Source organism: bacterium, from assembly GCA_040757115.1.
GTDB lineage: Bacteria > UBA9089 > CG2-30-40-21 > CG2-30-40-21 > SBAY01 > JBFLXS01.
In genome coordinates this window covers 1-1,556 of the sequence record JBFLYA010000424.1, presented here as the reverse complement: position 1 = coordinate 1,556, position 1,556 = coordinate 1, and the positions used below count along the sequence as shown (strand labels likewise).

General features: G+C 43.1%; 1 protein-coding gene. It reads right to left on the bottom strand.

Annotated features, from left to right (window positions below):
- The coding region (locus tag AB1422_19345; protein MEW6621457.1) for a sodium-translocating pyrophosphatase at positions 1-1,556 on the bottom strand (1,556 nt) is incomplete at both ends.

Below are 1,556 nucleotides of genomic sequence, written 5' to 3'. Positions count from 1 at the left end.
GTCATTGTTACGGCAATTTCTGTGGCTAAGAGGCCAAATAAGGTTGTAAATTTAATCACCGGGTTCATTGAAACCGAGGAGGTATCTTTAAACGGGTCACCCACAGTATCACCGACAACGGTTGCCTCATGAAGTGGTGTATTTTTTTCTTTTAGACCGACTTCGACAATCTTTTTGGCATTATCCCAACAACCACCCGCATTAGCCATAAAGATTGCCTGGAACAGCCCAAAAAAGGCAATACCAATCAAATAGCCGATAAAGAAGTAAGGGTTGAAGAAAGAAAGTGCCAGTGCCATAAAGAAGATGACGATGAAGATGTTAATCATACCTTTTTGGGCATAAATGGTACATATCTTAACAACCTCTTTACTATCCTTGATTGAAGCCTCTTTTTGTTCCAGATTAATAGTGTCTTTAATATAGACAACGGCACGGTAGGCACCGGTTACTACAGCCTGGGTTGAGGAGCCAGTGAACCAGTAAATCACACAACCACCCATAAGAAGGCCAAGGATGATTTCCGGTTGAACTAAGCTCAGGTTGGCAATAACATTTCCAAAAAGCCTCTCCATCAAAATAATGATACCAAAAACCATAGTGGTTGCACCAACAACAGCTGTGCCAATAAGCACTGGTTTAGCTGTGGCTTTAAAGGTATTTCCTGCCCCATCAGCCGATTCAAGATAGTGTTTGGAATGTTCAAAATCCGGTTCGAACCCAAAATCATTCTTAATTTCTTTTGCCACATCAGGGATAGATTCAACCATTGAAAGTTCATAGATTGATTGAGCATTATCCGATACAGGACCAAAACTATCCACGGCAATGGTGACTGGTCCCATGCCTAAGAAACCAAAGGCTACCAGACCAAAGGCAAATACAGGAGCGGCAAAGACAAATTCCGGGGGCATCACGGCCACAATAGCTGGGTTCTTTGATGCAAAATAAGCAATTAACATCAACACCAGGATAGTTAGACCTTCCCAGAATGCCGAGAAATTTCCTGCCACAAATCCGGAAAGAATATTCAGGGATGGTCCTCCCTGTCGCGAGGAGTTCACCACTTCTTCACAGTGTCTGGATTTTACGCTGGTGAATATCTTGGTAAATTCAGGAATCAACGCACCAGCGATGGTTCCACAGCTGATGATAATGGATAATGCCCACCAGAGCATGCTGTATTTACCAGTCAAATCGCCAAGTAGAAGGTAACTTGCCCCAAAGGTTACCAGAATGGAGAGCGTTGAGGTTATCCAGACTAAGTTTGTCAAAGGATGTTCGAAATCGAACTCTTTTTTCTTCTTAAAAAGGACAGAACTGATACCTGCATTAGCAAAATAAGAACCAAGTGAGGTAAGTATCATCAAGATACGCATGGCAAAAATCCAGACGATTAATTTACCGCCCATTTCTTGATTAGTGAACAATGCCAGGGCTAAAAAGGCAATCAAAGCCACACCGGTTACACCATAAGTCTCAAAACCATCTGCGGTGGGACCAACGCTGTCCCCTGCGTTGTCACCAGTACAATCGGCAATAACCCCCGGGTTTTT